The 26,505-nt window shown below is 58.2% G+C and carries 27 protein-coding genes; 19 read left to right on the top strand and 8 right to left on the bottom strand.

Annotated elements, in window-relative coordinates; genetic code table 11:
- Positions 1-43: 43 nt before the first annotated feature.
- The gene (miaA, locus tag VHE58_11425; GenBank protein ID HVS27882.1) at positions 44-1,024 is read left to right on the top strand and encodes a tRNA (adenosine(37)-N6)-dimethylallyltransferase MiaA; all 981 of its coding nucleotides are present in this window, start codon (positions 44-46) and stop codon (positions 1,022-1,024) included.
- 60 nt (positions 1,025-1,084) lie between these two features.
- Here the strand turns inward: miaA and VHE58_11420 are convergent, their stop codons facing one another.
- Together VHE58_11420 and xseA are read right to left on the bottom strand one after the other, a co-directional pair.
- Positions 1,085-1,312, bottom strand: coding sequence for a dodecin family protein (locus tag VHE58_11420; GenBank protein HVS27881.1), 228 nt, complete (start codon positions 1,310-1,312; stop codon positions 1,085-1,087).
- A gap of 94 nt (positions 1,313-1,406) precedes the next feature.
- Positions 1,407-2,741 (bottom strand): exodeoxyribonuclease VII large subunit, encoded by a 1,335-nt coding sequence (gene xseA, locus VHE58_11415; protein HVS27880.1) that lies wholly within the window; start codon positions 2,739-2,741, stop codon positions 1,407-1,409.
- 476 nt (positions 2,742-3,217) lie between these two features.
- Here xseA and VHE58_11410 point away from each other — a divergent pair, with 476 nt between their 5' ends.
- The 11 genes from VHE58_11410 (at position 3,218) to VHE58_11360 (ending at position 13,434) form a co-directional block, all read left to right on the top strand.
- Positions 3,218-3,826, top strand: coding sequence for a MotA/TolQ/ExbB proton channel family protein (locus VHE58_11410; GenBank protein ID HVS27879.1), 609 nt, complete (start codon positions 3,218-3,220; stop codon positions 3,824-3,826).
- Between the two features lie 4 nt (positions 3,827-3,830).
- Entirely contained in the window at positions 3,831-4,250 is a 420-nt protein-coding gene (locus VHE58_11405; protein ID HVS27878.1) for a biopolymer transporter ExbD, read from the top strand.
- A gap of 77 nt (positions 4,251-4,327) precedes the next feature.
- Entirely contained in the window at positions 4,328-5,341 is a 1,014-nt protein-coding gene (gene lpxK, locus VHE58_11400; protein HVS27877.1) for a tetraacyldisaccharide 4'-kinase, read from the top strand.
- The gene (locus VHE58_11395) at positions 5,322-5,501 is read left to right on the top strand and encodes a Trm112 family protein (protein HVS27876.1); all 180 of its coding nucleotides are present in this window, start codon (positions 5,322-5,324) and stop codon (positions 5,499-5,501) included. The genes lpxK and VHE58_11395 overlap by 20 nt, the downstream gene beginning before the upstream one ends.
- Before the next feature lie 78 nt (positions 5,502-5,579).
- Positions 5,580-6,338, top strand: a complete 759-nt coding sequence (kdsB, locus tag VHE58_11390) for a 3-deoxy-manno-octulosonate cytidylyltransferase (protein HVS27875.1) — start codon at positions 5,580-5,582, stop codon at positions 6,336-6,338.
- Positions 6,339-6,399: 61 nt separating this feature from the next.
- Positions 6,400-7,053, top strand: coding sequence for an adenylate kinase (gene adk, locus VHE58_11385; protein ID HVS27874.1), 654 nt, complete (start codon positions 6,400-6,402; stop codon positions 7,051-7,053).
- Positions 7,054-7,205: 152 nt separating this feature from the next.
- Entirely contained in the window at positions 7,206-8,468 is a 1,263-nt protein-coding gene (locus VHE58_11380; protein ID HVS27873.1) for a 6-phosphofructokinase, read from the top strand.
- A gap of 83 nt (positions 8,469-8,551) precedes the next feature.
- On the top strand, positions 8,552-10,621 hold the full coding sequence (locus tag VHE58_11375; protein HVS27872.1) for a sodium-translocating pyrophosphatase: 2,070 nt from the start codon (positions 8,552-8,554) through the stop codon (positions 10,619-10,621).
- A gap of 218 nt (positions 10,622-10,839) precedes the next feature.
- On the top strand, positions 10,840-11,412 hold the full coding sequence (locus VHE58_11370) for a YajG family lipoprotein (GenBank protein ID HVS27871.1): 573 nt from the start codon (positions 10,840-10,842) through the stop codon (positions 11,410-11,412).
- Between the two features lie 174 nt (positions 11,413-11,586).
- Positions 11,587-12,639, top strand: coding sequence for a DNA topoisomerase IB (locus tag VHE58_11365; GenBank protein HVS27870.1), 1,053 nt, complete (start codon positions 11,587-11,589; stop codon positions 12,637-12,639).
- A 189-nt stretch (positions 12,640-12,828) separates the two neighbouring features.
- The gene (locus VHE58_11360; GenBank protein HVS27869.1) at positions 12,829-13,434 is read left to right on the top strand and encodes a hypothetical protein; all 606 of its coding nucleotides are present in this window, start codon (positions 12,829-12,831) and stop codon (positions 13,432-13,434) included.
- A gap of 80 nt (positions 13,435-13,514) precedes the next feature.
- Here the strand turns inward: VHE58_11360 and VHE58_11355 are convergent, their stop codons facing one another.
- Positions 13,515-14,894, bottom strand: coding sequence for an SAF domain-containing protein (locus tag VHE58_11355; GenBank protein ID HVS27868.1), 1,380 nt, complete (start codon positions 14,892-14,894; stop codon positions 13,515-13,517).
- 39 nt (positions 14,895-14,933) lie between these two features.
- On the opposite strand from VHE58_11355, the gene VHE58_11350 reads away from it, so the two are divergent.
- The 3 genes from VHE58_11350 to VHE58_11340 are packed head-to-tail and all read left to right on the top strand — an operon-like array spanning position 14,934 to position 16,129.
- Complete coding sequence (locus VHE58_11350; protein ID HVS27867.1) at positions 14,934-15,488, top strand: gamma carbonic anhydrase family protein; 555 nt, start codon at positions 14,934-14,936, stop codon at positions 15,486-15,488.
- 14 nt (positions 15,489-15,502) lie between these two features.
- The gene (locus tag VHE58_11345; GenBank protein HVS27866.1) at positions 15,503-15,901 is read left to right on the top strand and encodes a heme-binding protein; all 399 of its coding nucleotides are present in this window, start codon (positions 15,503-15,505) and stop codon (positions 15,899-15,901) included.
- A gap of 12 nt (positions 15,902-15,913) precedes the next feature.
- Positions 15,914-16,129, top strand: coding sequence for a hypothetical protein (locus VHE58_11340; protein ID HVS27865.1), 216 nt, complete (start codon positions 15,914-15,916; stop codon positions 16,127-16,129).
- Positions 16,130-16,735: 606 nt separating this feature from the next.
- Here VHE58_11340 and VHE58_11335 read toward each other — a convergent pair.
- The gene (locus VHE58_11335; GenBank protein HVS27864.1) at positions 16,736-17,500 is read right to left on the bottom strand and encodes a ParA family protein; all 765 of its coding nucleotides are present in this window, start codon (positions 17,498-17,500) and stop codon (positions 16,736-16,738) included.
- Positions 17,501-17,599: 99 nt separating this feature from the next.
- Here VHE58_11335 and VHE58_11330 point away from each other — a divergent pair, with 99 nt between their 5' ends.
- Positions 17,600-18,091: a GFA family protein gene (locus VHE58_11330; GenBank protein HVS27863.1), complete on the top strand. Its 492-nt coding sequence runs from the start codon at positions 17,600-17,602 to the stop codon at positions 18,089-18,091.
- 485 nt (positions 18,092-18,576) lie between these two features.
- On the opposite strand, the gene glpK is transcribed toward VHE58_11330, so the two are convergent.
- Both glpK and VHE58_11320 read right to left on the bottom strand, forming a co-directional pair.
- Entirely contained in the window at positions 18,577-20,061 is a 1,485-nt protein-coding gene (glpK, locus tag VHE58_11325; GenBank protein HVS27862.1) for a glycerol kinase GlpK, read from the bottom strand.
- A gap of 3 nt (positions 20,062-20,064) precedes the next feature.
- Positions 20,065-20,718, bottom strand: coding sequence for a glycerophosphodiester phosphodiesterase (locus VHE58_11320; protein HVS27861.1), 654 nt, complete (start codon positions 20,716-20,718; stop codon positions 20,065-20,067).
- Between the two features lie 246 nt (positions 20,719-20,964).
- On the opposite strand from VHE58_11320, the gene VHE58_11315 reads away from it, so the two are divergent.
- Complete coding sequence (locus VHE58_11315) at positions 20,965-23,535, top strand: hypothetical protein (protein HVS27860.1); 2,571 nt, start codon at positions 20,965-20,967, stop codon at positions 23,533-23,535.
- A gap of 38 nt (positions 23,536-23,573) precedes the next feature.
- Positions 23,574-24,551: an NAD(P)H-quinone oxidoreductase gene (locus VHE58_11310; protein ID HVS27859.1), complete on the top strand. Its 978-nt coding sequence runs from the start codon at positions 23,574-23,576 to the stop codon at positions 24,549-24,551.
- A 32-nt stretch (positions 24,552-24,583) separates the two neighbouring features.
- On the opposite strand, the gene VHE58_11305 is transcribed toward VHE58_11310, so the two are convergent.
- Positions 24,584-25,540, bottom strand: a complete 957-nt coding sequence (locus VHE58_11305; GenBank protein HVS27858.1) for a hypothetical protein — start codon at positions 25,538-25,540, stop codon at positions 24,584-24,586.
- Between the two features lie 84 nt (positions 25,541-25,624).
- On the bottom strand, positions 25,625-25,912 hold the full coding sequence (locus VHE58_11300; protein HVS27857.1) for a YbhB/YbcL family Raf kinase inhibitor-like protein: 288 nt from the start codon (positions 25,910-25,912) through the stop codon (positions 25,625-25,627).
- Between the two features lie 370 nt (positions 25,913-26,282).
- Here VHE58_11300 and VHE58_11295 point away from each other — a divergent pair, with 370 nt between their 5' ends.
- Positions 26,283-26,504, top strand: coding sequence for a DUF465 domain-containing protein (locus tag VHE58_11295; GenBank protein HVS27856.1), 222 nt, complete (start codon positions 26,283-26,285; stop codon positions 26,502-26,504).
- The last annotated feature ends 1 nt before the right edge of the window (position 26,505 follow it).

Genomic DNA, 26,505 nt, shown 5'->3' with positions numbered 1-26,505 from the left:
TTTCGATTTTAGTGTTAAGGAGATTGGCGGCATTAAGGACATGATGCAAAACACCCTCAACCCTAAACCCTCAACTCTCAACATGGAGAAATGGCCGCCGGCCATTTTGCTGATAGGTCCCACCGCCAGCGGCAAGACCACGGTGGCGCTGGAGCTGATGAAAAAATTTCCATGCGAAATCATCAGCGTGGATTCGGCGCAAATTTACCGCGGCATGGATATCGGCACGGCGAAACCCGATGCCGGAACTCTGGGCCGCGTTCCGCACCATCTCATCGACATTCTCGAACCCACCGAGCGCTATTCGGCGGCGCAATTCCGCGAAGATGCGCTCAAGCTGATGCGGGAAATCTGCGCGCGCGGCCGAATACCGCTTTTGGTGGGCGGCACCATGCTCTATTTCAAGGCGCTGCGCGAAGGCCTGAGCGAATTGCCGCCGGCTGACCCAGCAATGCGCGCGGTGATCGACGCCATGGCGGATGCAAGCGGCTGGCCGGCGCTGCACCAGAAGCTGTCGCGCCTCGATCCCATAACCGCGGCGCGGCTCGAGCCCACGGATGCGCAGCGCATCCAGCGCGCGCTGGAAATCTGCTATATCACCGGCAAGCCAATGTCGCGAGTGCTGGGACAAAGCGAAATCGCCGCACTGCCCTATCGCGTGACTGCAATCGGCTTTACACCGGGCGACCGCGCGGTCTTGCATCAGCGGATTGGCGAGCGCTTCGGACGCATGCTCGCCAACGGTTTAATCGGGGAAGTGGAATCGCTGCGCAGCCGCTATGATTTGAACCGCTGGCTGCCTTCGATGCGCTGTGTCGGCTACCGCCAGGTATGGCAATATCTGGATGGGGAATTCGACCAGCAGCAGATGCGGGAAAAAGGAGTGGCGGCCACCCGCCAGCTTGCCAAGCGCCAGCTTACCTGGCTGCGTTCCATGGCGGAAGTGAAAACCTTCGATTGTCTGACTGCAAACCTGCCGCAAAAGGTGGAAACTTACCTGGAAACAATACTGGAGCAGAAATAGACTTCCCGAATCTGATGTTTTACGACTCGAAGAACGGCACTAAACGCAGCGCGCCGACCTCTAATCCGCCCGATACTTGAACGACAGCGTCACCCGCGCGCGGTAGGCCATCACTTTGCCGTCCTCGACCTTCATGTCGAGCTTGGTGATTTCGGCCACGCGCAAGTCGTGCAAGGTGCGCGCCGCGGTCTGCACCGCGCGCTTCGCCGCGTCTTCCCAGGAAATCTTGCTGCTGCCGACAATTTCGACAATCTTGTAAATGCCATCACCTGCGCTTTTCTTCGCCATGGTGTCTCCCCTCATTATTAACTAGCGCCCATTTCCATCATAGACCACAAGGAACCTCTGAGCATGTGCGCCCTAATCAGAGGTTCCCTGGTTTTCACCCCCTGCCGGTGACGCGCGCGCGGGCGTTGCCTTGAGCAAAAGTCATTTTCACTTCGTCGTCAAGCCGGACTTGCGCGCTGTCACGCACGATTTCGTCTTGCGCCGTCTGCACCATGCTGTAGCCGCGCTCCAGCACCGATTGCGGGTTGAGCTGAGCCAGCTGCGCCTTGAAGCTTTGTAGTCGCGCCAGGGCCGCTTCCAGATTGCGCGCGCCGGCGAGCTTGAGGCGCTGCGCCAGGTCACGCTGCTTTTGGACGAATAGCGAAGTATCGGGGACTTGCAGCTTTTGCATGAGCTCGCGCAGGCGCCAGCGGCGGTTGTCCGCCTGCCGCCACCAGGCACTTTTCAAGCGCAGCAATAATTGCCCCAGATGGATTTGCTGGTTTTGCAGGCGTGCGGCGGGGTGCTGCAGCCGGTGCGAAAGATAATCAAGCTGCTGCATGCGCGCTTCCAGGAGGCGTTTCATCAAGCGCTGCAGGCGCTTGTGGAACAGCCCCAGGGCCGCCACAAGCTCGACGCGGTTGGGACTTACCAGTTCCGCCGCGGCGGTAGGCGTGGGCGCGCGCCGGTCGGCGACAAAATCGGCAATGGTGAAATCGGTCTCATGCCCCACCCCGCTGACAATAGGAATAGGGCAGGCGGCGATGGCGCGCGCCACGATTTCTTCATTAAAGGCCCACAAGTCCTCGATGCTGCCCCCGCCGCGGCAAACAATCAGCACATCGCATTCGGCGCGACGTCCCGCCAAACGCAGCGCTTCCACGATTTTTTGCCCTGCCCCCTCGCCCTGCACCGGTACGGGATAAATAATGACGGGAATGCCCGGCATGCGCCGGCGCAGCGTCGTCAGCACGTCGCGCAACCCCGCCGCTTGCGGCGAGGTAATGACGCCGATGGCGCGCGGGAACGGCGGCAAAGGTTTTTTACGCGAGGACTCAAACAGTCCTTCCGTTTCGAGCTTCGCTTTCAGCTTCTCGAACGCTTCATACAGCGCGCCCAGACCCGAGCGGCGCATGGTTTCGACGTTGAGCTGAAATTCGCCGCGCGCCTCATACAGCGTCACCAGCGCGTGCACTTCCACCTGCATGCCGTTTTCCGGCTTCCAGTCGAGGTGCTGGGTTTTTTGCTTGAACATCACGCAGCGCACCTGCGCTTCCTTGTCTTTGAGTGAGAAATAACAATGGCCGGACGCGGCGCGGGTGAAGTTGGAAATTTCGCCGGCAACCCAAAGCAATGGAAAACCCTGCTCGAGCAGGTCGCGCGCGCGGCGGTTAAGCTCGGCCACCGAAATGACGGCGGGACGCGGCGCAATTTCCATTTGTGGAGACATGCGGGAATTGTACTTGATGGCTCAAAACAATTTCGGATCGCGTGGAATCCCGCACCGTTATTAGGGGGTCCAAAAAACTCACCGACTGGCACGGGATTCGAGACGACACCGCCTGAAATCCCGCGCCAGACAAGGCTTTTCGCGGGCGGGTTCATCCACAAACAGGAAAAACGCGCGATTTTTCTCGGGCTCACGCCGTTACTCCCCGGCAAGGTTTATATAATATCTTGATTATTATTAGTATTTCATTAGTCTAAAATTTAATCGGCAAGCAAAAATCCTTTGCGCAAAGGCCATTTAGCTTGGCTTTTTATAAGCTATGCACAACGTTATCCACAGAGAATGTGGAAAAATAAAAAGCGCTTTCTCGCGTCGTCGCTTTAATTGCCGAAAAAAAGTCCTTTTGGCGCGAGCCCTTGCTGAAAAATCGCATGCAAGCTAAAGTTACAACTTTTGTTGAGGGGGTAATTTCCTAAGTGCTCCACATTATCGACGCAGCCGGCTGGCCGATTTGGCTCATCATCATCGCTTCCATCATCGCCCTCGGAATCATTGTCGAACGCGCCTGGTCATTGCGGCGCGACCTCGTCGCCCCCCGCGCGCTCCTGCCGAATGTCGTAAACGATTACCAGCAAAACGGCGTCAACGACGACCTGCTGAAACGCCTTGAACAGGGCCCGCTCCTGGGCCAGATCTTCGCCGCAGGTTTGAAAAACATCAGAAGCCCGCGCGAAGTGGTGAAGGAATCCCTGGACGAAGCCGGCCACGCCGCGGCGCATGAGCTCGAGCGCTTCCTCACCAGCCTCGGCACCATCGCCACCATCAGCCCGCTCCTGGGCCTGTTCGGCACGGTGATCGGCATGATCGAAATCTTCGGCTCGCAGGCCCCCACCGGCAGCAACCCGGTGCAACTCGCCCACGGCATTTCGATTGCCCTCTATAACACGGCATTCGGCATTATGGTGGCGATTCCCAGCATGATTTTCTACCGCTATTACCGCTCCAAGGTGGAAACACTGATGGTGGAAATGGAAATGCAGGCCTTGAAACTGATCGAGATCGTCCACGGCGAGCGGCTAGGCTGATCTCATGAATTTCCTCCGCGGCTATCTGAAAGAGGAGCTGGAAATCAATCTGGTGCCGCTGATTGACGTGCTGCTGGTGATTCTGATTTTCCTGATGGTCAGCACCACCTATTCCAAGTTCACCGAATTGCAAATCAACCTGCCGCAGGCGGATGCCGAAAAGCAGCAGGAGCACCCGAACCAAATCAACATCGGAGTGGACGCCAGCGGCCGTTACATGATTGAAAAGACGCCGCTCAACACCACCAGTCCCGAAGTATTGAGCGAGGCCATGCGCAAGGCCGCGGGCAACCTCAACGACCCGGTGATTGTCATCAACGCCGATGCCAGCGCCACTCACAAAGCGGTCATCTTGATAATGGAAGCGGCGCGCCTGGCTGGCTACAGCCATATCACGTTCACCGCCGAGCGCAGATCGAAATAGGAGACTGAGGGCCCGAGTCTGGCAAAAGCAGCTCTCGAATTCCCAACCCCAAGCCTCCAATCCCCAGTCCCTCGCACATGCGCCGGATAGAACAATACTGGTACCGATTGACTTTCCTGAACTTGCTGCTGCTGCCATTCGCCTTGCTGTTTGCGATTGGCGTAAGCCTGCGCCGCTTTCTTTACTTGATTCACGCCCTGCCCAGCAGCAGGCTTCCAGTCCCCGTGGTGATTATCGGCAACATCACCATGGGCGGCACCGGCAAAACCCCTCTGGTCATCTGGCTCGCAAATTTTCTGCAGGAACAGGGCTGGCGGCCTGGAATCATCAGCCGCGGCTACGGCGGCGCGGCGAAAATCCCGCAGACGGTCAAGCCCGAAAGCGATCCTGTTTCAGTCGGCGATGAGCCGGTGTTGCTCGCGCGACGCTGCCGCTGCCCGGTGTGGATAGGCCGCAACCGCGCTGCCGCGGGCAAAGCCTTACTGGCGGCGCATCCCGAGTGCAATGTGCTGGTTAGCGACGACGGCCTGCAGCACTACCGGCTGCGCCGCGACGTAGAAATCGCAGTAGTGGACGGCGAGCGCAAATTCGGCAATGGTTTGCCGTTGCCCGCGGGGCCGCTGCGCGAGCTGGCCGGCAGGCTGAACTCCGTTGATGCGGTTGTGGTTCATGACGGTGAACAAGAAGCGGGCGCTGAAGCAATACAAAGCTCGTTCACCATGCGCTTTGCGGGGGAAACTTTCTACAATTTGCTGAACCCCGATTTCAAGGCGACCGCTGCCGATTTGCGCGGGAAAAAAACCTACGCGGTAGCGGGGGTCGGCAATCCGCAACGGTTTTTCCGCCAACTGCAAAAACTTGGCCTGACTGTTGCCGCGCGCCCATTTCCCGACCATCATCTTTACCGACCTGAAGATTTGTATGCGCCTGATGCAGAAGCCATCATCATGACCGAGAAAGATGCGGTAAAATGTGGCACATTCGCAGATGAAAAATACTGGGTGCTCGCGGTGGATGTGCAAGTGCCTCGTGAGCTTGGCCTGCGGATTTTGAAAAAACTAAGGATGCGTCATGGACCCCAAACTGCTTGATATCCTGGTCTGCCCCTTGTGCAAAGGGCCGCTCCTCTACAAAAAAGCCGAGCAGGAGTTGATTTGCAAGCCGGATCGACTGGCTTATCCCATCAAGGACGATATTCCGGTGATGCTGGAAGAAGAAGCGCGCAAGCTCCCGCCGGAAGAGGAAGTGTAAAGGCAGTAAACTGTGAACAGTAATCAGTAAACGTTATCCCCGAGCCACTGTTCACCGTTCACTCGTTCACCCGTTCACATGCCGTCATTCGTCGTCATCATCCCCGCGCGCCTGAATTCCATCCGCCTCCCCGGCAAGCCGCTTCTGGATATAGCCGGCAAGCCCATGATTGTGCATGTCGCTGAAAAAGCGGCGGCCAGCGGGGCTGCAAGCGTGTGGATAGCCACGGACCATCAACAAGTGGCGGAAGCGGTGCAGCATAGTGGTTTCAATGCCTGCCTGACCCGCGCCGACCACGCTTCCGGCACCGAACGCATTGCCGAAGTCGCCCGCCAAAAAGCTTTCGCCGACGATGCGATCATCGTCAATGTGCAGGGCGATGAGCCGCTGATTGCCCCCCAGCTGATTCGCGAAGTGGCGCGCGAGCTGCACGACCATCCCGAAGCCCAGGTCGCAACCGCTTGCACCCCGCTTCACAATCGCGGAGAAATGTTCAATCCCAACGTGGTCAAGGTCGCGCTGGATAACCGGGGCTATGCGCTTTATTTCTCGCGCGCGCCCATTCCTTATGCGCGCGACGAATTCGCCAAAAACGAATGGCCGCAAAGTTTGCCGGCGTACCGTCATGTCGGCATCTATGCGTACCGCGCCGGCTTTCTCAAAACCTACGTCGCACTCGAGCCTTCGCCGCTGGAGCAATTCGAGGCGCTGGAGCAATTGCGCGTGCTGTGGCATGGCTATCGTATCGTGGCAAGCGTCACCGCGCACGCCACGGAGGCCGGCGTGGACACACCCCAAGACCTGGAGCGGGTACGCGCGCTGCTGGCGCGCAAATGACGCCCCCGTCCGCGCCGATTCCAGTAAAATCGGAAAAAATCAACCGAGGGGCCTGGAAATCATGAGACTCATTTTGTTGGGTGCGCCCGGCGCGGGCAAAGGCACCCAGGCCACCTATATCGCGCAGAAATACGGCATCCCCCAGATTTCCACCGGCGACATGCTGCGCGCCGCGGTCAAGGCCGGAACCAAGCTGGGCCTGGAAGCGAAAAAATATATGGATTCAGGGGGGCTGGTGCCGGACGAGGTCATCATCGGCCTGGTGAAAGACCGCATCAAGCAGCCCGATTGCGCCAAGGGCTTCCTGTTCGACGGCTTCCCCCGCACCATTCCTCAGGCCGAAGCGATGAAGCAGGCCGGAGTCGAGCTGGATTACGTGGTGGAAATCGACGTGCCCGACGAGGAAATCGTCCGCCGCTTGAGCGGGCGCCGCGTGCACATTGCTTCGAGACGCGTTTACCATGTCTTATTTAATCCGCCCAAAGCCGCGGGCAAGGACGACGCCACCGGCGAAGAGCTGGTGCAGCGCCGGGATGACAAGGAAAAAACCGTGGAAAAACGCCTCGCCGTCTATCATTCGCAAACCGAACAGTTGATTGGCTACTATTCCAAATGGGCGGCGCAGGGCGACAAGCGTGCGCCCAAGTACATGAAAGTCAACGGCATGGGCAAGGTGGAAGCCGTCCGCGACAAGATTTTCGCAGCATTGAAATAAAATTTTGCCGCGGAGAACGCGAAGGACGCTGAGGAAAACCTACTAAGCAAAAATTTAGTTTCCGTGGGACATATTTGTGTAATGAGCGTGCTTAACAATTTGTGTAAGATTTTGAATTCCTCTGCGACCTCTGCGGTTAAAGGCATTTACGAATGAAACCGAAAAACGCTTTTTACGCCCAATCCGGCGGGGTCACCGCCGTCATTAACGCTTCCGCCTGCGGCCTGATTGAAACTGCGCGCAAATACCGCACCAAAATCGGCAAGGTCTACGCCGGCAGGAACGGCATCATCGGCGCACTCACCGAGGACCTGATCGACACCAGCAAGGAGTCTACCGCGGCGATCCGCGCATTGCGGCACACGCCTTCAGGCGCATTCGGCTCCTGCCGTTACAAACTCAAGAGCCTGGAGCAGAACCGCGTGCAATACGAGCGCTTGATAGAAGTGTTCAAGGCGCACAACATCGGTTATTTCTTCTACAACGGCGGCGGCGATTCGGCGGACACCTGCCTCAAAGTCTCGCAGCTTTCGGAAAAACTGGGCTATCCCATTGTCGCGGTACACGTGCCGAAAACCGTGGACAACGATTTGCCGATTACCGACTGCTGCCCGGGATTCGGGTCGGTCGCGAAATACGTGGCCACCAGCATCCGCGAAGCGGGTTTCGACGTCGCCTCGATGGCCAAGACCTCGACCAAGGCGTTCGTGCTGGAAGTGATGGGCAGGCACGCCGGCTGGATTACCGCAGCATGCGGGCTGGCGGCGGAAAAGGAAGGCGATGCGCCGCAGATTCTGCTTTTTCCAGAAATCACTTTCAATGAAGAAAAATTCCTCGCCAGGGTGAAACAATCGGTGGAGCAAAACGGCTACTGCGCCATTGGCGTTTCTGAGGGGCTTAAAAACGCCGAAGGCAAGTTTCTTTCAGAATCGGGACTGCGCGACGCTTTCGGCCACGCGCAACTGGGCGGAGTAGCGCCGGTCATCGCCAATCTGGTCAAGGAAAAACTGGGTTACAAATACCACTGGGCGGTGGCGGATTATCTGCAGCGCGCGGCGCGCCATATCGCTTCCAAAACCGACGTCGAGCAGGCTTATGCGGTAGGCAAGGCGGCAGTGGAGCTCGCGCTCAAAGGCCACAACTCGGTGATGCCCACCATCGTGCGCAAGTCCGGCAAGCCCTACCAATGGACGATTGGCATCGCCAGGCTCGAAGACGTGGCGAACCGGGAAAAAATGATGCCGCGCGACTTCATTACCGAAGACGGCTTCCACATCACCAAAAAATGCCGCGCTTATCTCGAGCCGCTGATCAAGGGCGAAGATTACCCGCCCTACAAAAACGGGCTGCCGGATTACGTGAAACTCAAGAACGCGGCGGTACCGAAAAAACTGCCCGGCGAATTCAAGATTTAGCCTGCTTAGCGGCAGGCGGCGGGGCTTGGCTTTATGGCATACTAGCAAGCTTTTTCGTCAGTTTTTTACTTCAGGGGGAAATCATGACAGGTTGGCTCACCGCTGTGCTGATTTGTGCATTTCTGGCCATTGTTTACGGTGCATATTCCATCAAGTGGATACTGGCGCAGCCGGATGGCAACGACCGCATGCGCGAGATCGCAGGAGCGATCCGGGAAGGTGCGTCCGCCTACCTTAATCGTCAGTACAAGACCATCGGCATGGTCGGCGTCATTCTGTTCTTCGTCATCGGCTTTGTATTGTCGTGGAAAACCGCGTGGGGCTTTTTGATTGGCGCGGTACTCTCCGGCGCGACGGGCTACATCGGCATGAACGTGTCGGTGCGCTGCAACGTGCGCACCGCTGAAGCGGCACGAACCGGCCTCAACGAGGCGCTGACCGTAGCCTTCCGCGGCGGCGCGATTACCGGCCTGTTGGTGGTGGGCCTGGGGCTTCTCGGCGTCGCGGGTTACTACGCGGTTCTCGCCGGCAGCGCCGAGCATGGCACGGAATTGAGCAAAGTCATCTCCCCGCTGGTGGGCCTGGGCTTCGGCGGTTCGCTGATTTCGATTTTCGCGCGTCTTGGCGGCGGTATTTTCACCAAGGGCGCTGACGTCGGTGCTGACCTCGTCGGCAAGGTCGAAGCCGGCATTCCCGAAGACGACCCGCGCAACCCGGCGGTGATTGCCGACAACGTCGGCGACAACGTCGGTGACTGCGCCGGAATGGCGGCCGACCTGTTTGAAACCTATGCCGTGACCATCATCGCCACCATGTTGCTTGGCGCCCTGCTCTTGAGCAAACCCGAAGTCGCGGTTAAAGCGGTCGTTTATCCGCTGGCGCTCGGCGGCTTTTCCATCATCGCTTCCATCATCGGCTGCTTCTTTGTGAAAATCATACCCGGCAAGAAAATCATGAGCGCGCTTTACCGCGGATTGATCGTCGCCGGCGTGATTGCGGTCATCGGCTTTGCCGGGATTACCTGGACGATGATGGGCGACATCGGCGCGCAGTATTCATACCTGAGTCCGATGAGGCTCTTCGGTGCAGCGATTGTGGGTCTGGTTCTCACCGGCTTGATGGTGATGATTACCGAATACTACACCGCGACCGAATTCAAACCGGTGCGGCATGTGGCGCAGGCCTCGACCACCGGCCACGCCACCAACATTATCGCCGGCCTCGGCGTTTCCATGAAAGCGACCGCGCTGCCGGTGCTGGCGGTGTGTCTTTCCATCTGGGCATCCTACGCGATGGCAGGACTTTACGGCATCGCCATTGCCGCGACCTCGATGCTCTCGATGACCGGCATCATTGTGGCGCTCGACGCCTACGGCCCGATTACCGACAACGCCGGCGGCATCGCGCAAATGGCAAAACTGCCCAAGGAAGTGCGTGACATCACCGACCCGCTCGACGCGGTGGGCAACACCACCAAGGCGGTGACCAAGGGTTACGCGATTGGCTCGGCGGGCCTGGCGGCTCTGGTGCTGTTCGCCGACTACACTCATGCGTTGGAAGCCACGCACAAGGCGGTGTCGTTCGATCTTTCCGATCCGGCGGTCATCATCGGCCTCTTCATCGGGGGACTCGTGCCCTACCTCTTCGCCGCAATGGCGATGGAAGCGGTCGGACGCGCCGCCGGCGCGGTGGTGGTCGAAGTGCGCCGCCAGTTCAAGGAAATCAAGGGCATCATGGAAGGCACGGCGAAACCGGATTATTCCCGCGCAGTGGACATGCTGACCCGTGCGGCGATTAAAGAGATGATGATTCCTTCTCTGCTGCCGGTGCTGACGCCGATTGTGGTGGCGCTCGTCATCAACTGGATTATGGGGCCGGGCGCCGGCGTAAAAGCGCTGGGCGGGTTGCTAGTCGGCACCATCGTGACTGGTTTGTTCGTGGCGATTTCCATGACCACCGGCGGCGGCGCGTGGGACAATGCCAAGAAATATATCGAGGACGGCCATCACGGCGGCAAGGGTTCAGATGCACACAAGGCGGCGGTCACCGGCGACACGGTGGGCGATCCTTACAAGGACACCGCCGGTCCTGCGATAAACCCGCTCATTAAAATCATCAATATTGTTGCGCTGCTAATCGTTCCTTTGCTGTAACAAATTGCGCCTAAGCCGCCCCAGCTTTGTTAAAAATTGCTCGCAAATGCTCATTTACTAATCGTGTAAACTCCGCTTTGCTTGCAATTTTTGCCTCGCTGGAACGACTTATTCATCAATTTGCAATTAACTTGACTCGTCTTTCCCCCTCTCCCGCTGGGAGAGGGTCGGGGTGAGGGCGCGCGGGAACCATCTCGCGTAAAATCAGGAGGGTGATCATGAACAAATCCATATTTCTTGTTTTCCTCATGTCGCTTTTGGCCGGCTGCACTACGTTCGCACCTCAGCTGGTGACGGTTAATCCCAATGTCAGCGTAACCGAATCCGCCGCAGGCCTGGGCAAAGTCGTCGCGCTGAAAGTGATTGACGCGCGCGCCGACAAAGCCCTGGGCTACCGCACCACCCGCTCGGACAAGGATTCGGCCATCATCACCAATCAGGATGTTGCCAAGGTCGTGCAGCTGAAAATTTACGACAGCCTGAAAAAGAATGGATTCGACGTGGATACTTTGGATAACGGCCCGCGCGCGCTGAAAGTCGAAATCCGCAATCTCGAATACTCCGTCCCGACCGGTTCCTGGACCGGCGGCATCCGCATCCTCGCCACTCTCAATGTCGTGGTTAAAAACGGCGACACGACTTACGAGAACCTGTATCAGATAACGAACAATGAAAGAGTGGTTATCAAACCGGACCGGGAAAAAAACGAAGCGCTGATTAACAAAACCCTCTCCGACGTGCTGCAAAGATTGCTGCAAGACCAGAAACTAATTGCGTTGCTGGCGAGGTAACGATTTTAGACCCGATTTCTCAGTAGTAGATCAGTTTGATCAAAAGAGGCCGCCGGTAACGCAGCACGTCAGGCGGCACCGTCCAGCAGGCGCTTGCCACCGGCTAGCGGACCCGTGCATCATTGCGCAAACCGTTCGAAAGAAGGGGTCGTGGTGACTTCACGGCGGGCAGAAGTGCATCGCAAAGCGGCTATCCGCGCCGGGCTCAACTACGTCACGGACGGCACCGCCGGCATCCGTCGGCAACGCGCCGGGAAGGGTTGGGTTTTCTACGCCCCGAACGGCGCGCGGATTACGGACCTAGTCGAACAGAAACGAACCAACGCGCTGGCTATCCCACCGTCCTGGACCGACGTATGGATTTGTCAGGATCCCAAGGGGCACATCCAGGCGGCCGCGCGCGACGCGCGAGGGAAAAAACAATACCGCTACCATCCTTCGTATCGCGAAGCGCGTGACCGTTCCAAGTTCCGCCGCATGCTCGAGTTCAGCGAAATCCTCCCGGAAATCCGCGAGCGGGTGGAGCGCGATCTCTGCGCCGGCGACCTGACGCGCCGCCAGATTCTGGCCACCGTGGTGATGCTACTTGACAAGACACTGATCCGCGTGGGCAACGACGAGTACGCCCGCGAAAACCGTTCCTTCGGGCTCACCACGCTGCGCGAGCGGCATGTCGAGATCAAAGGAGCAAAGCTGCGGTTCAGCTTCCGCGGCAAGAGCGGGGTCAACCACACGGTGGCCATCACCGACCGCCGGCTCGCCCGCATCATCCAGCAGTGTCAGGATCTGCCGGGGCAGGAACTGTTCAAATACCTCGACGCAGCCGGCAAGCGCCAGATCATCTCCTCGGACGACGTGAATGCGTATCTGCGCGAAACCACCGGCCGCGACATCACGGCCAAGGACTTCCGCACCTGGGCGGGCACAATGCTGGCCGCCCGGGAGCTATGCACGATGGGGCCTGCAAAGAGCCATCGCGAAGCAGAGCGGAACATGATCCAGGCAGTCGACGCGGTGGCCAAGCGGCTCGGCAACACGCGTGCCGTGTGCCGGAAGTACTATGTGCACCCGGGGCTGGTGCTGGCCTATCTCCAGGGCCTCACCGCCCCACTCTCTTCCACTCCGCTGCCGCACCGCTCCCGCCGCGAGCAGCCCACCGCCGCGCTGCGGCGTGACGAGGTCGCGGTGCTGCAATTCCTCCAAAAGTCACAAGGGGTCAGAGACTAATTCCGATAATTTGCTGAGAAGCACATCGCTTTGCTGGCGAAATAATCTTATGTGATTGACTTGTACGCGCCGATCCCGTTGTGGGATGACAAATCAGGCGTAGAATGGCCCCAATATAATTCCGCTTTTAGGTGATCTATTTCCAGGGAGGCGTTGAAATTCATTCGTATGTAGGCAGGGGGTATCAATATGCAGAGAAATACACTCGGTAGTTCAGTATATGTATTCGCAGCTTTAGCGTTGCTTGTTTCTGGCTGCGCAGGCACCGTTAAGAATATGCGAGAAGTTCCTGCAGAGAGCGTGACGATTGCTCCTGAGGCAGGCAAGGCGATGGTCGTGTTTATGCGGCCATCCGGTTTGGGATTTGCGATTCAATCCAGCGTGTTTGAGATAAAGAACAATAATCCCGCGCTTGTTGGTATTGTTGCAGCCAAAACAAAGGTGGCATACCAATTGGATCCTGGGGAGCACCTATTTATGGTAGTTGGAGAAAGTGCAGATTTCATGAGCGCAAATGTCCTGCCCAATAAAACTTATCATGCGCTTGTTACACCGAGAATAGGCGTATGGAAGGCGCGTTTTTCACTTAAGCCGGTACACAAACAAGAACTGAATACAAGTGAATTTAAAGGATGGCTTGATGAGTGTAAATGGGCAGAAAAAACGACGGCATCAGACAGCTGGGCGCTCGGCAATATGGATAGTATTCAAGCTAAACAAACTGAGTATTATTCAAAGTGGACAGCAAAGCCGGAAATTGAAAGACCAATTCTCTTCAATGAAGATGGCATATGAAAAAGCGTGATATTTTGACATGTCTTTAGGATAAATTAGGGTACGGCTCGGAGACGAATTTACGATAATTTGCTTAGAAACTAATCGCTTTGCAGGCAAAGTCGCAGTTCCAGGCGCCATTCCTCTCTGAACAGCTTTTCCATTTCCCGCCTGAAATGCACCGCCGGACTGTCTTCATTTATAGCTACATCGCTCCAAGTCAACGGTGTCCCTGTGATGATTGGCTTCTTCAGTTTCACGCCGTGTGCAAGACCAATAGGCAAGCCACCAAGCGCAAGTGAATCACGCGCAGGCATGAGCTTGCCGTAAACGGTGTAACCGCCTTCGCCATCCAGAATTTCTCCAGCTTTTATACCGCGCTTGGCCACCGCCACCACGTCGCCGCGAAAATCCCTGGATGCGCCGGTCGGTTCGTTGCGCAAGCCGACCGAAGCAACACTGATTCCTAATTCCAAGCCGATGAGGTGGTAAGGTTTGTACATCGCGGCATAACGTCCGCTGTCGTCAGTCACCAAGCCGTATTCCTTGAAGCAGCGCGCCGCGTAAACGCTGGGCGCTTTGAATACGACATACACACCCCAGCGCAAATCGCGTGCAACCGGCGTGCCGTCGCGCTTGAGGCTTGATACCACTTCCACAATACCGGAGCGCTCCAGCACGCCGCCTTCCGATCTGGGACGCAGTAATTGCGGCAATTCGTCCACGCCGCACGGCGGAAAGCTCAATCCTTGCGGCGCGGGATTGAGTCCGGCGGCATTCGCCACCGCCGCCATTTCAATCGCCGATTTAGTGCCGTCCAGGAACGAGTTGAACATTTGCGCTTTGAAATCGCCGTGCTTCACCATTTCCTCGCTAAAACCGTAATAGCCCCAGACGGTATCAGGCGTGGAAGCATGATATTCAGGCAAATACTTGGTGCCCTTTCCCGCGGCGACGACTTCAAAGCCCGCCGTACGCGCCCAATCCACCAGCTCGCAAATCAGCGCCGGCTGGTCGCCGTAAGCAAGCGAGTAAATAATCCCCGCTGCTTGCGCGCGGCGCGCTAGCAATGGCCCGGCCAAGGCATCGGCTTCGACGTTAACCATGATGATGTGCTTTTTGTGTTCACAGCACGCAAGCACGTGCCGGATGCCAGCGGCAGGATTGCCGGTGGCGTCAATCACGATTTCCAGACCATCGGCGGCAATCAACAGCAGCGAGTCATCGGTGACATGAGTTGTGCCACGCTTCGATGCTTCGGCAAAACTTTTGGCGCCGAACTGCTCATCCGGCCAGCCGGTGCGGCGCAAGGCGTCATGCGCACACGACGGTGCGAGATCGGCGATGGCCATGAGATGGATTCCCGGCGTGCGCCGTGCCTGGGCCAGGAACATCGAGCCGAATTTGCCCGCGCCGATCAATCCGACGCGCAGCAGCTTCCCGGATTCCGCTCGCTGACTCAACAATCGGTACAAATTCATGACGCCATTTTAGCCAATTTGTCAGGCTGCGGCGCTATAATGGCAAAAAACATGAAGGGAGAGGCCGTGATATTTTCCCTCGGCGAGCTCAAAGTCAAATTCGTGGGTGAAGACCATTTCATCGCCGATAACGCCGTCGTGATCGGTACGGTGGTGATGGAGAACAATTCCAGTATCTGGTTCAACGTGGTGGCGCGCGGCGACAACGATGTCCTCACCATCGGCGAAAACTCCAACGTGCAGGACGGGTCGGTGCTGCATACCGACCAGGGCGTGAAGCTCACCATCGGCAAGAATGTCTCGGTCGGCCATCTCGTCATGCTGCACGGCTGTACCATCGGCGACAACAGCCTGATCGGCATCAACTGCGCGATTCTCAACCATGCGGTCATCGGCAAAAATTGCATTATCGGCGCGAACGCCCTGATTCCCGAGGGCAAGGTCATTCCCGACGGCTCAGTGGTCCTGGGCTCGCCGGGCAAAGTGGTGCGCCAGGTAAATCCAGACGAAATCGCAATGATCAAATGGAACGCCGATGACTATGTGAAAAATTTCAAGCGTTTCAAAAAACAGCTCAAACCCGACCCACGATAATTAGAGAGGCCCCCATGCAAAAAAAGGTTCTGACACTGGAAATGGCCAAGCGCATCGCCGCCGCCGCCGAAACCAAGGCCAACGCCAATCAATGGAAAGCGGTGATTGCCGTTGTTGATGACGGCGGGCACCTGGTTTACCTGCAGCGCACCGACGACACGCAGTTCGGCAGCGTGGAAGTGGCCATCGGCAAGGCGTATTCGGCAATCGCATTCAAGCGCCCGACCAAGGGCTGGGAAGAACGGTTGGCCGAAGGACGCCTGGGTTTTCTATCGCTGCCCGGCAAAGCGGTCTTGCTTGAGGGCGGGCTGCCGCTCAGCGCGGAAGGCCAAGTGATCGGCGCGATTGGGGTCTCCGGCGTGCAATCCTCCGAAGACGCTCAGATCGCCGCGGCTGGCGCTGCGGCGTTGTAGTAAGCTTAGGAAATGACCAAGTTCGGCTTTAAAATTCGTACCCGCAGCGGACTGACCGTGGACAACCTGGTCATTCACGGCCGCGACCAGGCGGACGCCGAACGCAAGCTCAACCAGATGTACCTGCGCTGCGAAATTCTGGAGCGCCGAGTGGTTCAGAGGAAAGAAGAAGCGGCGGCTTTCGAGGACATTGTGTCCCTCATCGCCAGCCAGGACAAACCGCACTAAGGGAACCTCTGATTAAGTCCTCCGCGGATTGCGTTGCTGGCAAAATGCGGAAGGATGAGAGGCGCGCGACGAAGGTCGTAGCTCGGACTACGAAGCCGAGGAGGGCCCGCGTAGCGTCGCACCTGCGAAGCTGTGCAGCGAAGCGGGCCAGCGCTCGCCTTCGCGGTCGCACGTACCCGATACTTCACGCTCCGGCGAGCACGACGCAGACGCCGCATTTTGCTGCAACCCGGAGGGACGGCTGCCGCGACACGGTGAGCGAAGCTTGGGGTGCGGGAGCGGTAGCATGAGCGCCCCGTTTAACAGTGATTCTTGCGGCAGCTTGCGCCCCTGCCCGCACCACGCTGCGCGAGTCCGAGTCCGGGGCGCCTTTCCAGGCGGTCTCCTTTGTCGCTCGGCTTGCCAAGGGGAATGGCCATTGGCTGCGCCTCGCTTCGCGCATGGGCTCGCGGAGCGTGGAGCAGGGGCCCCGCGAGAGCGGGGATGCGACCGTGAAGCGAGCCCTATTGCCCCGCCTCCACTGTGCACGTTCCGAGGCACTACGTTTCGGCGGGGCATCCCGGAAAGCCACCGTCGCAACCGCGTGGGACTTAATTAGAGGTTCCGCTACTGCACGAAGCCGCAGGCCATCAGCTCGCACAGCAGCGCGTGATAATCCTGCGCGCCGCGACTTTCCGGTGCGTGAGTAAACACATCCTTGTTGGCCGCGGGGCTTTCGGCGATGCTTACGTTTTCCGAGATGCGTGTCTCGCAAAGCTCCGCGCCGAATTTTTCCCGAACCAGGTTGTAGATAATCCACGACATCTTGCGCCGCGCGTCGAAACGCGTAATCACATAGCGCCGCTCGATGCGTTTTTTGAGCACTTGTTCGAGAGCTTTAAGCGTCTTTTCCACCTGGATCACGCCTTTCACCGCGAGGTAATCCGCGGAAATCGGCACCAGCACGCGGTCGGAAGCAAAAATCGCATTGAGCGACAGCACGCCCAGCATGGGACAGCAGTCAATCAGAATCGGCCGTCCCGTGTTCAGATTTTCCCTGACGATGCCGGTATTGAGACGGTTCAGCGCATTCGGCCCCTTGCCAAACTGGGTGTCCACCTTGGAAAGCTCCACGTGCGAAGGAATGATTTGCCAGCCGGCGCCGGGATTGCGAATCAGCGCGGTTAGCGTGCGCGTATTACGGTAAAAACCGTAAACGCTGTCGTGGCCGGATTCCGCCGCCACGCCGCTGATGACGGAAAGATGCGCCTGCGGGTCGAGGTCTATCGCCAGCGGCTCGCGCCCCTGCCTGGCCAGCGCCGCCGCAAGATTAAGCGTAGTGGTGGTCTTGCCCACCCCGCCTTTCTGGTTGAATACTGCTATTTTTGCCATGGCTGGATAAACCGGATTTTATCCCGGAGAATATAATATCCGCCAGATTTCGCGATTTGGCAAAAGCGTTGTTCACATTTCCAGCCAAGGAGGAAAATCATGCTGCTCAAAGGGGCTTGTCACTGCGGAGCGATGCGTTTCACTGTTGAATCACGCACTCCTTATCCCTACATGCGCTGCTACTGTTCGATCTGCCGCAAGACCGCCGGAGGCGGGGGTTACGCCATCAACATCATGGGCGAAGCAGCCACACTCAAAGTAACCGGCCGGGAACACCTCTCGGTGTACCGGGCACGGATTGAAAATGAAAAGGGCAAGAAAATCCTTAGTTCTGGGCGCAGGTATTTCTGCAGAAAATGCGGTTCCGCATTGTGGCTCGCCGACCCGCGCTGGAAGCGGTGGGTCTACCCCTTCGCTTCCGCCATCGACACGCCGCTGCCGGTTCCGCCTGAACACCAGCACGTTATGCTCGACTCCAAGGCACGCTGGGTGGAAGTGCCGAAACGCACGCGCGACAGGTATTTTCGCGAATTCCCCAGGGAGGCGATCATCGACTGGCACAAGCGGCGCAGCTTGTACGAAACGAAGTGATTAGAGGAACCTCTGATTAAGCCCTACACGTGCGCGACGGTGTGTTTTCCGGGCTCCGGACGCGAAGCGAGGAGCGCCGTTGGGTCCTCCCCAATCAGCGACGAGCGACAAAAGCCCGGCGGTTGGAAAGCGCCCCGGACTCGGTCTAGCGCAGCGTGGTGCGGGAAGGGGCGCAAGCTGCCGCAAGAGACAGCGTTAAACGGGGCGCTCATGCTGCCGCTCCCGCACCCCAAGCTTCGCTTACCGTGTCGCGGCAGCCGTCCCTTCGGGTTGGGGCGATTGAACGGCCGTCTGCAGCAAACCCTCACCCCATCCCTCTCCCGCAAGCGGGAGAGGGGGCGTTCGTTCCTTCTCCCCTCAGGGAGAAGGTTAGGATGAGGGCGGCTCGGGCTTACATTACTACGGAGTAGTGCTGCGCCCTCACGCCTTGCATCCTGCCGTTCCTCGCCCGCAACGCGTCACGCGGAGGACTTAATCAGAGGTTCCTAAGGCTGCATCCAACCCCTGGCGTGGCCAAGCGCTTTTTGCCATCCCGCCAGCAATTGCTGCGCCTCATCACGGCTCATTTTCGGCTCGAAGCTGCGTTCCACTTGCCACTGTGAGGCGATCTCCTGCTGATTTTTCCAGTAATCCACGGCCAGGCCGGCAAGGTAGGCCGCACCGAGGGCGGTGGTTTCTAAAATCTTCGGCCGCACCACCGGCACGCCCAGCACATCCGCCTGGAATTGCATGAGCCTATTGTTCCGCGTCGCCCCGCCGTCCACGCGCAGTCCGGCAAGCTTGATTTGCGAATCGGCCTGCATGGCGTTGAGCACATCGGCGACCTGGTAAGCGATGCTCTCCAGCGCGGCGCGCGCAATGTGCGCGGCGGATGATCCGCGGGTGAGCCCGACGATGACGCCTCGGGCATACGCATCCCAATGCGGGCTGCCCAAACCGACAAATGCCGGCACCAGATAAACACCGCCGTTATCCGCAACGCTTGCCGCCAGCGCTTCCACTTCGCTTGATGATTTGATGATGCCCAGGCCATCGCGCAGCCATTGCACCACGGCGCCGGCGATGAACACGCTGCCTTCCAGCGCGTATTCACTGCGATTTCCCATGCGCCAGGCCACGGTAGTCAAAAGCTTGTTGTGCGAATGAACGGGTTGGGTGCCGGTGTGCATGAGCATGAAACAGCCGGTGCCGTAAGTGTTTTTCACCATTCCCGGCACGGTGCAGCACTGGCCGAAGAGCGCCGCCTGCTGGTCGCCGGCGATGCCGGCAATCGCTATGCGCCCGCCCAGCAAATCAGTCTCGGCCGCAACCCCGCTCGAGCCGCGAACTCCGGGCAGCAAGGAGCGCGGCACGCCGAAAATCGCGAGCAGTTTATCATCCCAATCGCCGGTATGAATGTTGTAGAGCAGCGTGCGCGAGGCATTGCTGGCGTCGGTTACATGCGCCGCGCCGTTCGAGAGCTTCCAGATGAGCCAGCTGTCCACCGTGCCGAAAGCCAGATTGCCTGCCTCCGCTTGTTTGCGGGCATTCGGAACATTTGCAAGAATCCAGTGCATTTTGCTGGCGGAAAAATACGGATCGAGCAAAAGTCCGGTCTTGGCGGAGACCGTCGGCTCAAGCCCCTGCCGTTTCAGTTGGTCACAATATTCGGCAGTGCGGCGGTCCTGCCAGACGATGGCGTTGCAGATTGGATTGCCGGTATGGCGGTCCCAGACTACCGTGGTTTCGCGCTGGTTGGCAATGCCGATGGCCGCGATGTCGGATGCGGCGAGCTTGGCGCGGTTCAAGGCTTCCTTCGCCACATTGATCTGGGTTGACCAGATTTCGTTCGGATCTTGCTCCACCCAGCCGGGTTGCGGGTAATGCTGTGCAAATTCCTTCTGCGCTACGGCCCGGATGACGCCGGCATGATCGAGAACGATGGCGCGGGAACTCGTCGTGCCTTGGTCCAGCGCCAGGATGAAAGACATGGCTTATTTCTGCAGAAACCGGGGATAATCGGTAATCAGGCCGGCGAGATTCAATTTGGCGCAGCGCCGGTGCTCGGCCAAAGTGACCGCGCCGTAAACCCACGAATGCCAGCCTGAAGCCGCCACTTGGTGAAGCAATGTTTCGTCGAGAATATTGTAGTCCCAAACCAGGGTCCGGATTTTCGGCCGATTCTCGGCTGCGTTGAGCAATTCGCGCAACTGCGCAGGGCGTTGCGCGCTGAGCAAGGCGCACTCCACATCGAGTGCCTCGGCGCATTGCAGCACCACATCATGGCGAAACGAACTCAGCAGCAGGCGTCGCGTCTTCTGGTAGCGCCGCAGGATTTTCAGCGCCGCCGGCAGCGCGTCGGGCGTCTTGATTTCTATGTTCCACAGAATATCGCCAAAAGCGTCCAGCGCCTCGTCCAGTGTCGGCACGTCGTGACCGAGAAGCGCTTCCGCCTCACGCCGCGCCAGCTCCGCCACCGGCTGGTCTTTATGGAGCACGCGATCGTGAATCAGCACGGGCAGGCCGTCGCCACTTAAGCGCACGTCGGTTTCTATCCCGTCGAGCTTGAGCTTCACCGCGGCCTCGAAAGCAGCCAGGGTGTTTTCCGGATGAGAACGATGAAAGCCGCGATGCGCCAGGACTAACATGGTATTGTGGACAGGCAATAAATGCTTGAGGCTTGAAAATTTTCCGTTTTATCTTGTATCTTAGCCGAACCCAGGCTGGCTTTGCCCGGTTTTTTCGGCAAGCGTTTTTCCACTGTCAGGGAATCAATAAGCTGCATATAATATGCGAGAAACACCGGCCTTACCCCGGTTGCGACTGCCGGAAACAGCGAACGTAATCTATTTAGAACCAATCAAAGGCATTCTTTATAGGATGGATTTGCGCGAATGGACTTGAAAACCGTCTACACCAAAACCGGCAAGGGCATGCTGGAAACGAAGAACAAATCGCTGCCCACGGACCTCGGCAGTGTTTTGGCGCTGGTCGACGGCAAGTCCAACGTCAAGCACGTCGTCAACAAAGAGGGTAATCTTCCCGAGCCCAAGGTCAAGGAACTCCTGCAAAAGCTCGAAACCGACGGCTATATTCGCGTATTTTCCACCGGCCCGCAAACCATGTTTTCCAGCGCCGTCGACCTCGATTTCACCGCTGGCCTGGTCGTCTCCGAAATCAAAGCCGACGCCTACAACGAAGCCAAGGCACGGCAGGAAGCGCAAAGCAGACCGGGGGGCCCCGCCAAAGCCGAGGATAAAGCCCCCATGGAAACCGAAGCGCGCGTACGTGCCGAAGCGGAAGCCAAAGCCAAGCGCGATGCCGAAGCCAAGGCCAGGGCGGAGGCCGAAGCACGCGCCAAAGCAGAAGCAGACGTCAAAGCCAGAGCTGAAGCAGCAGCGCGTGCCAAGGCGGAAGCGGAGGCTAAAGCCAAGGCCGAAGCGGAAGCCCGCGCCCGTGCCGAAGCGGAAGCCAAGGCCAAACGCGAAGCTGAAGCGAAAGCGCGGGCAGAAGCAGAAGCCAAAGCGCGCAGGGAAGCGGGGGCTAAAGCCAAGGCTGAAGCCGAAGCGCGCGCCAAGCTCGAAGCAGACGTCAAAGCCAAAGCCGAAGCGGCAGCACGTGTCAAGGCGGAAGCGGAGGCTAAAGTCAAGGCGGAAGCGGAAGCGCTGGCAAAAGAGGAAGCGAAAGCTAAGGACGAGATCGAGATCGATTTCAGTGCAATATTTGAGCAACAACCCAAAGCCAAAATCGAGGCGGAGGCTGGAGCCAAAGCGGAATTGAAAGCAAGGGAAGGACCCGAGTCAAGAGCGAGAATCGAAGCGGAAGCGCGCCTGCGCGCCGATATCGAAGCCAGTGTAAAAGCCGAGGAAGCGGCGCGGCAAGCTGAAGAAGAGGAAAAAACCAGTAAAGAAATCCGGGCCAAGGCGGAAGACGCCGATTGGGCCAAGGCGGAGGCGGAAATCCGCGCCAGCATCAAGGAGACGGCAAGGAAAGAAGCGGAAGTCAAACTCGATTTCATCTCCCCGACCGACTCGCCGCGGACCGACTTCCGGAAGGAAAAGGAAGAGGACGACCAAAAAATGAGAAAGGAAGAAGAAAAGCGCAGGGAACAGGAAGCGAAAGAGCGTGCCAGGGCCGAAGAAAAATCACGGAAAGAAGCCGAAGCGCAAGCCAAGCGCGAAGCCAAGGAAAAAGCCAAAGCCGAGGCCGAAGCGGAAAAACAGGCGAAGAGAGCGGAAAAAGCCAGGGCCCGGGCCGCCCGCAAGCCGTTCAACTGGAAGCCGCTGGGAATCGGATTGGTGGTTTTAATTGTGGCGGGCCTCGGCCTGGTGCACGTGGTTCCGCTCAACAACTATATTCCCGGCGTCGAGAAACTCGCGGCTGATACTTTGCATGAACCTGTCACCATCACCAATTTGCGGGTCGCGCTACTGCCTGCTCCCCAAGTCAATCTCGAGGGGGTAACTATCGGCAAGCTCAAAGACGTCAAAATCGATTCGGTGAGCGTGCCTGGACTCGGCTTGGTGTTCGGCGGCGGTCAACTCGACAGCGTGGACGTGCAGACCCTGACCCTCGAGCAGGATTCACTGTCGCGCATCGCCTCCTGGGGCCACGCGCAAGGCGATCAGGCCCTGCGATTTAGCCGGGTGGGGTTCAAAAACGTGCGGCTGGCGCTCAAAAACATTCCGCTTGCGCCGCTAAACGGCGAACTCACTTTCACCGATGACGGCAGGCTACTGAAAGCTTCGGTCAGGACCATGGACAATAAAATCAGCGTGCAAGTCAATGCCAAGCGCGGCGAATTCAAAGTAACGGTCAGCGCCAAGGACTGGCAATTGCCGCTGGGCCCGGAGCTAGAGTTCGAGTACCTGGATGCTCAAGGTACCGCCGGCCAGGACGGCGTGCAATTAAATGATATTGACGCCAAGCTTTACGGCGGCCTGGTTAAAGGCACGGTTGCCCTGAAATGGGACAACGGGTGGAAGTTGAGCGGCGATTTTGACGCAAAAAGAATGGAACTCAAGCCGGTGCTCAATATTTTCGCGCGCAATTTCTCCATGAACGGCACGCTGGATACGCGCGGGACTTACGCCATGCAGGCGCAAATGCCGCAAAAACTGTTCGAGGCGCCGCGCGTTGAAGGCAACTTCACCATCAACAGGGGCTCCATCAACAATATGGATTTAATTCGCGCGCTGCAAGCCCCGAGCCGTGACGGCGTCCGCGGCGGCAAAACCCTGTTCGACGAATTCGCCGGCAAGCTGCAGTTCAGCGACGGCCGCTACAAGTTCAGCGAGATGAAACTGGTCTCGGGGCCGCTAACCGCGGTGGGCAACGCCTACATCTCGCCTGACAAGAAACTCGTCGGGCGCGCCAACGTCGAGATCAAATCCAGGACAACCTACCTGAAGAATTCTTTTGTCGTGTCCGGCAATCTCAACGACCTGGTGTTGTACCCCCAGTAACTCGGCGTTAAGCAATGAGTCCCGCTCTGCCGGCCAGCATGCGTTGCGTGGAAATCCCGGCTTATGGCGGGCCTGAGGCGCTCACGCTCACAAACCGTCCACTGCCGCAACTCCAGGCGGGTGAGGTGCTGGTTAAAGTCGCCGCAGCGGGCGTCAATCGACCCGACATGCTGCAGCGGCAGGGGCATTATCCGCCGCCGCCAGGCGCCTCCGACATTCCCGGCCTGGAAATTGCGGGCGAAATCGTCGGGCTCGATGCCAATATCGCCCAATGGCGAATCGGCGACAAAGTCTGCGCGCTGACCGCGGGCGGCGGCTATGCCGAATACTGCGCGGTCCCCGCTCCACAATGCCTTCCCATCCCCAGAGGCTTGAGTCCGATTGCAGCGGCTTCGCTGCCGGAGACCTTTTTCACAGTCTGGAGCAACGTGTTCGACCGCGCGGGACTCAAGCCCAATGAAACTTTCCTGGTGCAAGGCGGCTCCAGCGGCATCGGCGTCACCGCCATTCAAATGGTACACGCGTTTGGCCATCGTGTTTTCGCCACCGCGGGCAGCCGGGAAAAATGCGCCGCGTGCGAGAAATTGGGCGCGGAACGCGCAATCAATTACCAGACGGAAGATTTTGTGGAAGTGATCAAGAATGCCACCCGGGGCAAAGGCGTGGATGTGATTCTCGACATGGTGGGCGGCGACTACGTGCCGCGCGAGCTGAAAACGCTGGCTGACGACGGGCGCATCGTACTGATTGCCTGGCTGGGCGGCTCGAAGACTACGCTGGATTTGGGCGAAATTCTGCGCCGGCGGCTCACCCTCACCGGCTCGAGCCTGCGTGCGCGCCCAGTCGAAATCAAGGCTGGAATCGCGAGAAGTCTGAAGGAAAAAATCTGGCCGCTGATTGAAGCCGGCAAAATCAAGCCGGTGATTCATGCCACGTTTGCGCTTGAAGAGGCGGCACAAGCGCACGCGCTCATGGAAAGTGGCGCTCACATCGGCAAGATCGTGCTGGTTGTGTGAAGTGAATCTAGGCGTCGTCGGGAACGGTTGGCTTATTTTTTAGTTTCGTCGTCGTCACCCTCGCCGCACAAAGTCTCCGGCGGCTTGCGCTTGAGCATGGACATATCGCCTTTTTCGGCGATGGTCTTGGCAAAGCGGATGTTGCGGTCCACTTCTTCGAGGTAGAGGTTCTGTCCGCCAAAATGGCGCTGCACGTAGCGGCAAGCGCCGCCCAGCGTTTCGTTGAGCCGCTTGCTTGCGACCCGGTAAAAATTGGGGGTTTTGAGCACCAGGTCGTCAGCCGAGGCAAACAGCACCTCCTCGCTGCCGTCTTCTTTGCGCTTCCTTGCCACGCCCCCCAGCACGAATTCCGGATACAGCCGCTCGCGGCATTTTTCCAGATAGCAGCGGTCGGCCATTTGCGCGATGATGTCGGCCGAACCCAGGAGGTTCCCGAGCAGGCGGAAAATCAGGCTTGGCACCTTGATTTGGCTCACGGGGATTTCATAGCCGGTGAAATGCACAAGCTCGGAAGCGACGGGCGCGAGATCCGGCATGCCCAGTTTGGGTAGGTACTGTTTCAGAAACATGCCGCTCCGAGTGACGTGGCGCAGTGTGTATTCCGCGCCGTGCTTGTGGCGGGTGTCTTTCTTGTGGCGGATATAGCCGCAGTCGTGGAACAGCGCGGTGACCAGCCCCAGCCTGAACAGCCGCTCGCCAAACGGTTCGCTGCCGTGCGGGGCACGCTCATAGCCATCCATCAAGCGCGCCATGGCCAGGGTCACCTCAAGCACATGCTGGATGTTGTGATAAGGAGTTTCGCAGCCCAAATATCCGGGGTATTGGCCTTGGTAGAGCCGGGTTAAGTCGGCAAACGCCTGGTCCAGGACTTCGGGAACGGAATCGGGATAGAGTCCGAGGTAAATCCGGCGAATCTCATCATTAACTTCAATGGGATCAGTGGTATTTACCTGGTTGGTGACGTCGAATTCATTGCGTCGCGGCTGCATTTGCTTCACCCGTAGTGTTTCGACCATTACACGCTATCACGCGGCGCTTTTCAATAGCGGGAAATCCCGCGCCTAGCGCGGGTTTCAGAGTCTCACAGCCGGATTCATGCTGTAGACGCCGGTAAGACTCGCCTTGGCCAAAATGTGGCCCGAAATCGCCTTGAACACTTCGGCGCCGGTGAAGTTCCCCTGCACCGGGCATTTGGCAATATCCAGCGCATACAAGGTAAAGATGTAATGGTGCGGGATGGCGTCATTCCACGGCGGACTGGGTCCGTCGTAGCCGAAATAATTGCCGCGCATCTCCTCGTCGCCCTTAACAGGGTGTTGAAAAACTCTCCGGGAGCCGCGTTTGACACGAAAAATGCTCAGATGCAAGGCGCGCGACGAAGGTCGTAGCCAGGACTACGACACCGAGGAGGGCCCGCGTAGCGTCGCACCTGCGAAGCTGTGCAGCGGAGCGGGCCAGCGCTCGCCTTCGCGGTCGCACGTACCCGAGGCTCCACGCTCCGGCGAGCACGACGCAGACGCCGCATCTTGCCGCAACCCGCAGGGACGGAACAATCCGTGCGCATGGCTTTGTTGTTTGTCGCTGGTTTGGCCTCCACCAAACGGCGCTCCTCACGCCTCGTCCTGCACCCGGATTGCAACACCGTCGCAACCGCGTGGGACTTAATCAGAGGTTCCTTAATTTTTGGTTCAAGCCATTATAACAAGCGCCGAATTTGCTATATTACAAAACATGGGAGAACACCTCATGGAAGACCTCGATATCGAAGCGCTAAAAAATCGCATCAACGAGCTGAAAATCCAGCACCGCGACCTGGACGAAGTCATCGCCAGACTGTCGGAGTCGCCTACGGTGGATCAGCTGCAATTGCAGCGCCTGAAAAAGCGCAAATTGCTGCTGAAAGACCAGATTTTCATGCTCGAGGGTTTGCTTACTCCCGATATCCCGGCATAAT

The organism is Burkholderiales bacterium, from assembly GCA_035543335.1.
Taxonomy (GTDB): domain Bacteria; phylum Pseudomonadota; class Gammaproteobacteria; order Burkholderiales; family JAHFRG01; genus JAHFRG01.
This window is presented reverse-complemented; position numbering and strand designations above follow the sequence as displayed.

What these genes read in the sequence shown, in the direction of transcription:
- VHE58_11350 (HVS27867.1), top strand. Translation starts at nt 14,934, where the DNA reads ATGGCAAAAAACATGAAGGGAGAGGCCGTGATATTTTCCCTCGGCGAG.
- miaA (HVS27882.1), top strand. Translation starts at nt 44, where the DNA reads ATGCAAAACACCCTCAACCCTAAACCCTCAACTCTCAACATGGAGAAA.
- VHE58_11315 (HVS27860.1), top strand. Translation starts at nt 20,965, where the DNA reads ATGGACTTGAAAACCGTCTACACCAAAACCGGCAAGGGCATGCTGGAA.
- xseA (HVS27880.1), bottom strand. Translation starts at nt 2,741, where the DNA reads ATGTCTCCACAAATGGAAATTGCGCCGCGTCCCGCCGTCATTTCGGTG.
- VHE58_11395 (HVS27876.1), top strand. Translation starts at nt 5,322, where the DNA reads ATGGACCCCAAACTGCTTGATATCCTGGTCTGCCCCTTGTGCAAAGGG.
- VHE58_11405 (HVS27878.1), top strand. Translation starts at nt 3,831, where the DNA reads ATGAATTTCCTCCGCGGCTATCTGAAAGAGGAGCTGGAAATCAATCTG.
- VHE58_11320 (HVS27861.1), bottom strand. Translation starts at nt 20,718, where the DNA reads ATGTTAGTCCTGGCGCATCGCGGCTTTCATCGTTCTCATCCGGAAAAC.
- glpK (HVS27862.1), bottom strand. Translation starts at nt 20,061, where the DNA reads ATGTCTTTCATCCTGGCGCTGGACCAAGGCACGACGAGTTCCCGCGCC.
- VHE58_11420 (HVS27881.1), bottom strand. Translation starts at nt 1,312, where the DNA reads ATGGCGAAGAAAAGCGCAGGTGATGGCATTTACAAGATTGTCGAAATT.
- VHE58_11340 (HVS27865.1), top strand. Translation starts at nt 15,914, where the DNA reads ATGACCAAGTTCGGCTTTAAAATTCGTACCCGCAGCGGACTGACCGTG.
- VHE58_11295 (HVS27856.1), top strand. Translation starts at nt 26,283, where the DNA reads ATGGGAGAACACCTCATGGAAGACCTCGATATCGAAGCGCTAAAAAAT.
- adk (HVS27874.1), top strand. Translation starts at nt 6,400, where the DNA reads ATGAGACTCATTTTGTTGGGTGCGCCCGGCGCGGGCAAAGGCACCCAG.
- VHE58_11380 (HVS27873.1), top strand. Translation starts at nt 7,206, where the DNA reads ATGAAACCGAAAAACGCTTTTTACGCCCAATCCGGCGGGGTCACCGCC.
- VHE58_11335 (HVS27864.1), bottom strand. Translation starts at nt 17,500, where the DNA reads ATGGCAAAAATAGCAGTATTCAACCAGAAAGGCGGGGTGGGCAAGACC.
- VHE58_11345 (HVS27866.1), top strand. Translation starts at nt 15,503, where the DNA reads ATGCAAAAAAAGGTTCTGACACTGGAAATGGCCAAGCGCATCGCCGCC.
- VHE58_11330 (HVS27863.1), top strand. Translation starts at nt 17,600, where the DNA reads ATGCTGCTCAAAGGGGCTTGTCACTGCGGAGCGATGCGTTTCACTGTT.
- kdsB (HVS27875.1), top strand. Translation starts at nt 5,580, where the DNA reads ATGCCGTCATTCGTCGTCATCATCCCCGCGCGCCTGAATTCCATCCGC.
- VHE58_11305 (HVS27858.1), bottom strand. Translation starts at nt 25,540, where the DNA reads ATGCAGCCGCGACGCAATGAATTCGACGTCACCAACCAGGTAAATACC.
- VHE58_11360 (HVS27869.1), top strand. Translation starts at nt 12,829, where the DNA reads ATGCAGAGAAATACACTCGGTAGTTCAGTATATGTATTCGCAGCTTTA.
- VHE58_11370 (HVS27871.1), top strand. Translation starts at nt 10,840, where the DNA reads ATGAACAAATCCATATTTCTTGTTTTCCTCATGTCGCTTTTGGCCGGC.
- lpxK (HVS27877.1), top strand. Translation starts at nt 4,328, where the DNA reads ATGCGCCGGATAGAACAATACTGGTACCGATTGACTTTCCTGAACTTG.
- VHE58_11310 (HVS27859.1), top strand. Translation starts at nt 23,574, where the DNA reads ATGCGTTGCGTGGAAATCCCGGCTTATGGCGGGCCTGAGGCGCTCACG.
- VHE58_11355 (HVS27868.1), bottom strand. Translation starts at nt 14,894, where the DNA reads ATGAATTTGTACCGATTGTTGAGTCAGCGAGCGGAATCCGGGAAGCTG.
- VHE58_11375 (HVS27872.1), top strand. Translation starts at nt 8,552, where the DNA reads ATGACAGGTTGGCTCACCGCTGTGCTGATTTGTGCATTTCTGGCCATT.